The following is a 5,794-nucleotide window of genomic DNA, read 5'->3' as shown; positions in this document are numbered from 1 at the left end:
TTCCTCCCTTATTTGATTTTATATTGCAATTGACAGATTACAATTATATTATATCAAATAGGGAGGTTTTTTGTTTGTTTATCACCGCTAAAGCTAAACTGAACCCCCAGTCTAACTGGGGGTTTTCTAATACAAAAAGACCGCAGCTTGAAGCTACGGTCTAATTTTTTTACATTTCTTTTTCAAATTTAGAATGCCAAAATACTGCATATATTTGTATAGAAAGATAGATTGCAACTAGTATTATTATTTGTAACTCATCAACACCCATCAATGAAAACATAATAAGCATGGCTGCAAAGAGATAGGTCATTAAGTCGTAGGCCTTTGCCTTTGATTTTTCTGCAATCAATACGTTTCTTTCGTCCTTCTTATCAATTTCAAGCTGTCTTATTAACTCTTTGTTATTTTTTGTAGAGAAATATTTAATTATATTTCCCATGAAATGTCCGAAAACTCCACATCCAATACCGATAAATAAATACGGAATAGCGAGGACTGTCTTATTTACACTATCGATGCTTTTGTGAAGATAGAATCCCGTTAAAACCAGTGCTACTCCAAAAAATACTAAAATCCAATCTTTTAAGATGCTTTTGTTTCTATTCATTTTCTTCCTCCTCATAAATAAAAATATCTTCAATTGTCAATTTAAAAAATTTAGCAATTTTAAAAGCTAAAATAATTGAAGGATTATACCTTCCATTCTCTAGAGAACCGATGGTCTGCCTTGACACTTCAAGGATATTTGCCAGTTCTTCTTGAGTAATTCCTTGACTTTTTCTAATTTCTTCAAGTCTATTTTTCACATTTAATTACCTCCCATCAAATGACAAGTTAACTTTACATATATTATAATTCTTTTTAGAGTAAATGTCAAGTAAACTTTCCATTTTTTGTGATGATAAATTTTATTTATGGTGTTGGTTTAATATAAATTTTTGATATTTTGTTTAGTCTTATTTCTGGTCTTTTTCTTGCCATAAAAATTCCTCCTGATTATGATTATCTAATCAGGAGGAGTTTATATACACAAACTAATTCAAAGTCTCAATTTTTTGTCCAAATGTAAACCACTTGGAACTATTATTCAATTTATTCTTTTTTACTTCCAGTACCATTTGAGTACCAGTAGCCATTTTTCATTCTCTATATAGCTTGTAATCAAGCCATTTTAGAAAATTTTGCGATTACTCCCACTCAATTGTTCCTGGTGGCTTAGAAGTAATATCATAAACCACTCTATTTATTCCTTTTACCTCATTTATGATTCTATTCGAAATTTTCGCAAGTATATCCATATCTATCGGATAAAATTCTGCTGTCATACCGTCTGTACTTGTTACGGCTCTTAGTGCGCATACGTAGTCGTATGTTCTTTCGTCGCCCATAACTCCTACTGTCTTTATGTCTGGTAGTGCGGCAAAGGCTTGCCAAATCTTTCTATATAGGCCGTTTTTCTTTAATTCGTCTATATAGATGGCGTCTGCTTCACGAAGTATGTTTAGTTTTTGCTCTGTTATTTCGCCTATGACTCTGATTGCAAGGCCTGGTCCTGGGAACGGATGTCTATAGATAAGGTCTTCATCTAGGCCAAGCTCAAGTCCTATGGCTCTTACTTCGTCTTTAAATAGCTCTCTTAGTGGCTCAATAAGTCCCTCGAAGCCTATGTCATCTGGTAGACCGCCTACGTTGTGATGACTCTTGATAACTGCTGAACCATTTGTACCTGATTCAACTACGTCTGGATATATAGTTCCTTGAACAAGGTAATCAATCTTACCAAGTTTTTTTGCTTCTTCTTCAAATACTCTGATAAATTCTTCACCAATTATCTTTCTCTTCTTTTCTGGTTCTGATACGCCAGCTAATTTATCTAAGTATCTCTTTTGAGCGTTAACTCTAATGAAGTTGATCTTAAACCTGTTCTTAAATATCTCTTCGACTTGGTCTCCCTCATCTTTTCTAAGTAGACCATGGTCAACGAAGATACATGTAAGCTTGTCGCCTATTGCCTTGTGCATAAGGACTGCGGCTACTGATGAGTCAACGCCTCCAGATAGTGCTAGTAGTGCTTTTTTATCGCCAACTTTTTCTCTAATCTCTTTAACTTTATTTTCAATGAAATTTTCGCTCGTCCAATCTCCCTTAAGACCTGCTATGTCATAAAGGAAGTTTCTAATCATCTTGTCGCCATCGATTGAGTGTTTTACTTCTGGGTGGAATTGTACTGCGTAAATCTTTTTTTCTTCATTTTCCATCGCTGCGATAGGGCAATTATCTGTCGATGCGATGCACTTAAAGCCTTCTGGCAATTTGGATATGTAGTCAGTGTGGCTCATCCAAACTTGACCGCTTTCAACGCCTTTAAATAATTTTGACTCTTTGTAATGGCAGATGGTCTTGCCATATTCCCTATTCTTCTCGGAGCCCTTCTTTACTTCGCCGCCTAATAAATGCGCTGTTAATTGGTCGCCATAACAAATACCTAAGATAGGTATGCCTAAATCAAATATTTCCTTTGATATCGATGGTGAATCGTCAAGGTAGGCTGAGTTCGGTCCGCCTGTAAAGATAATTGCCTTAGGGTCCTTTGCTTTTATTTCTTCAATGCTTTTAGTATAAGGAATTATTTCTGAGTAAATATTGTTTTCTCTAACTCGTCTTGCGATCAATTGCTTATACTGTCCGCCGAAATCTATTACTAAGACTAAATCGTGTTTCATTTAATCACCTCTTGTAATAATTATATCACAAGTTTATTTTTAAAGCTATAAATTTTAAAGACTTTATCAAAATAGTTACAATTTTGTTAAAATTGTTATCCACCTCTGCTAAAGTGGTATAATATATACAAAGGAGATGATATTATGCTTAAAAAGATAAATGTGATTGCTGCGATGCTCGCTATGTTTATGCTTTTGTGCGCATTGCCAGTAAATTCATTAGCTCAAGAAAAAAATCTAAACAAGGTGGACGACAAGACGATGGAAAAATTAGTTTTAAAAGCAAAAGAAGTATTTAATATCAAAGATGTTTATGACAATTTTGAAGTCAATAGCTCAAGTGACGACGATTACGGCACTATATACAATTTATCATGGTCTAAGAAGGATGGCTCAAGTGATCTTAATGTAAGCATATCAAATGACATGCACATCACTAACTATAATAAATATGAGAACAAAAAATATGAAACGCTTAAACCAAATTACTCGTATGAAGCTTTGAAAAAATATGCCATTGACACGATTAAAAAGATTGACCCAGTAAATGCTAAGAGCCTTAAGCTAAATGAAAGCTCTTATCAAAACTATATAGACGATAACGCATATATTTTTAACTTTGATAGATATGTAGGCGATAGACGCGTTATAGGTGACGGCGCATCCATCACCATTAATTACGTTGACAAGAGCGTTAAAAGATACTCATTAAACTATAATCATGGATTTGATTTTTCAAAAACAACTGAATTTGATGCTCTTAAGAGTAATTTAACTATGGATGAGGCTATAAATATATTTAAAGAAAATAAATATTTAAAGCCTATGATTAAATTTGTAATTGACGAAAAGAAGGATCCAAGAATTACTTTTAAAACTATATATAGCAACGAGCTAAATGCAAATTACTTTGTTAATTCGACTAGTAAAAAATATGAGCGCTACGACTACCCTATATTTTTAAATAATTATATGACTAAGGATGCTGCTGCAGAAGGGGCTATGGACGGCCTTAGCGAGTACGAAGTTAAAGGCATAGATAAGATTAAGGGCATAAAGACTAAGGCTGAAGCCTTAAAAAAGGCAAAAACTTTTGTGAAGGACGCTAGCAAAGCAAAAGTGACTTTATCTAATTTAAATCAAGACTATATCTCTAAGGACTACGTCTATAACATCAATATGGAAATTGGCAAAGATGAGAAAAAGACTTACTATAACATTTCACTCGATGCTAAAGATTTAACTATTTTAAGATTTAGCACATATAATAATTTTGATAGTGGTGATAATGACAAAAAAGATTTAAACTCTGATGAATTAAAGAAAATTGCATTGGATTATATCAAGAAAAATGCATCTGACATCGATGAAAAAGATTTAGAATTGATGGCGGCTGAAAATAATACCGTGTACTTTGTAAGAGTGATGGACGGCTACTACATTCCAGAAAACTCTATAAGCATAAGCGTTTCTAAGGATACGAAAGAAATAAATGAGTACTCAAGAGCTTGGTATAGAAAGCCGATAAAATACGAAAAAGCTAAAAAATCTATTGATGAAGCTTATGATGTAATTAAAAAAGAAATTAATTATGAAGAAGCTTATCAATATATTAGAGATAAGTCTGATCCAGCTAAGTCAAGTGTAGTTTTAACTTATATGCCAAAGAATACTAAGATTGAGATTGATGCAATAAGTGGTAAGCTTGCAAAATCAAATGAAGAATTAAAAAATTACTCTGACATTGATAAATCAAAATATAAAGACAAGGCAATTCTTCTTAAACAAATGGGCTACGCTTATATCGAAGATGAGATAATGCCTGAGAAAAACTTGAAGCAAAAAGACTTTATAACTTTTGTTTATATATTTGGCTCAAGAGATAGTGACGAAATCATTGACAATGCTTACCAAAGGGCTCTAAGGGAAGGCGTAATTAAAGCAAATGAAGTAAACAGAGAAAAAGAAATCACAAATATGGATTTAGCAAAATTTATGATAAGGCTAAAAGGCATGGAAGAGCTTGTTGGCAAAGATATATTCAAAAATATTAACACAAAGGCAAAGCTTACAAAGGAAGAAAATGCTTATCTAAGCTTAGCGAATGCTTTAGGATATATTAATGGCAAGACAATTGATAAGAACGCAAAAGTTAATAGAGATGAGTTTATAAATATAGTTTATAATTACGTTTTTAAATAAAAGTGCAAAAAGAAAATGCTTACAGCGATTGTGATGTGTACCCAGAAAACTGGACACATTAATATTTAGTTTACATTCATGGATGCTAACCTATACAAAGTAGGTGGCATCCATTTTGTTTTCTTCTGAATCCTTTCGTTATTGTAGTAGTATATATATTCATCAATTGCTTTTGAAAACTCTTCAAATGTTTTAAATTCTCTCTCACATCCATAATACATCTCTGTTTTTAGTCTACCAAAAAATGTTTCCATGATGCAGTTATCGTAGCAATTTCCTTTTCTCGACATTGATTGCGTTATTTGATGTTTTTCTAGTTCTTTTGTGTAGTAGCTATTTTGATATTGCCAGCCTTGGTCTGAGTGCATGATTAAGCTTTCTACGCATGGAAACTTTTCAAATGCTTTATCAAGCATTCTTGATACTTGTTCTAGTGTTGGATGTAATGATAAGTCGTATGAGATGATCTCGTTTGTGTACATATCTAGTATTGGCGATAGGTAGCATTTACCCCATGTAAAGTTAAATTGGGATACATCTGTCGTCCACTTAGTACATGGCTTTGTTGCTGTGAAGTCTCTATTTATGATATTCTTTGCTACTTTGCCAACGTTACCCATATATGAATGATACTTTTCTTTTGGTCTCTTACCTAAAAGCTGCATCTTGTGCATAAGTCTTTGAACTCTTTTATGGTTGACTATATATCCTTTACTTAGAAGCGCTTGATGAACTCTTCTTACTCCGTATCTACCTTTGTTTGAGGTAAATATTTCTTGTATCTTTTCTTTGATTTCTTTGTTTCTTAGATCAACTTGATCAACTTTACTTAATTCGTAGTAGTATGTTGATTTAGGTAGGTTCAT

At 32.9% G+C, this 5,794-nt stretch carries 5 protein-coding genes; 1 reads left to right on the top strand and 4 read right to left on the bottom strand.

Features of this window, described 5'->3' with window-relative positions; translation table 11 throughout:
• Positions 1-169: 169 nt before the first annotated feature.
• The 3 genes from AC2UOP_RS07250 to guaA form a co-directional block, all read right to left on the bottom strand.
• On the bottom strand, positions 170-610 hold the full coding sequence (locus AC2UOP_RS07250) for a hypothetical protein (RefSeq protein ID WP_019213897.1): 441 nt from the start codon (positions 608-610) through the stop codon (positions 170-172).
• Positions 603-809: a helix-turn-helix transcriptional regulator gene (locus AC2UOP_RS07245; protein ID WP_019213898.1), complete on the bottom strand. Its 207-nt coding sequence runs from the start codon at positions 807-809 to the stop codon at positions 603-605. The genes AC2UOP_RS07250 and AC2UOP_RS07245 overlap by 8 nt, the downstream gene beginning before the upstream one ends.
• 381 nt (positions 810-1,190) lie before the next feature.
• Positions 1,191-2,726, bottom strand: a complete 1,536-nt coding sequence (gene guaA / locus AC2UOP_RS07240; RefSeq protein WP_106018616.1) for a glutamine-hydrolyzing GMP synthase — start codon at positions 2,724-2,726, stop codon at positions 1,191-1,193.
• Between the two features lie 144 nt (positions 2,727-2,870).
• Between guaA and AC2UOP_RS07235 the strand changes: the two genes are divergently transcribed.
• Positions 2,871-4,928 carry a YcdB/YcdC domain-containing protein gene (locus AC2UOP_RS07235; RefSeq protein ID WP_484833172.1) on the top strand — a complete coding sequence of 686 codons (2,058 nt, stop codon included), beginning with the start codon at positions 2,871-2,873 and terminating at the stop codon, positions 4,926-4,928.
• A gap of 65 nt (positions 4,929-4,993) precedes the next feature.
• On the opposite strand, the gene AC2UOP_RS07230 is transcribed toward AC2UOP_RS07235, so the two are convergent.
• Positions 4,994-5,794: IS3 family transposase (locus AC2UOP_RS07230; protein ID WP_484833171.1), on the bottom strand; the 801-nt coding region annotated here is incomplete at its 5' end.

The sequence above is a fragment of the Fenollaria sp. genome, assembly GCF_057222035.1.
The sequence above is the reverse complement of the archived record's forward strand: the minus strand, read 5'-3'. Positions and strand labels throughout refer to the sequence as shown.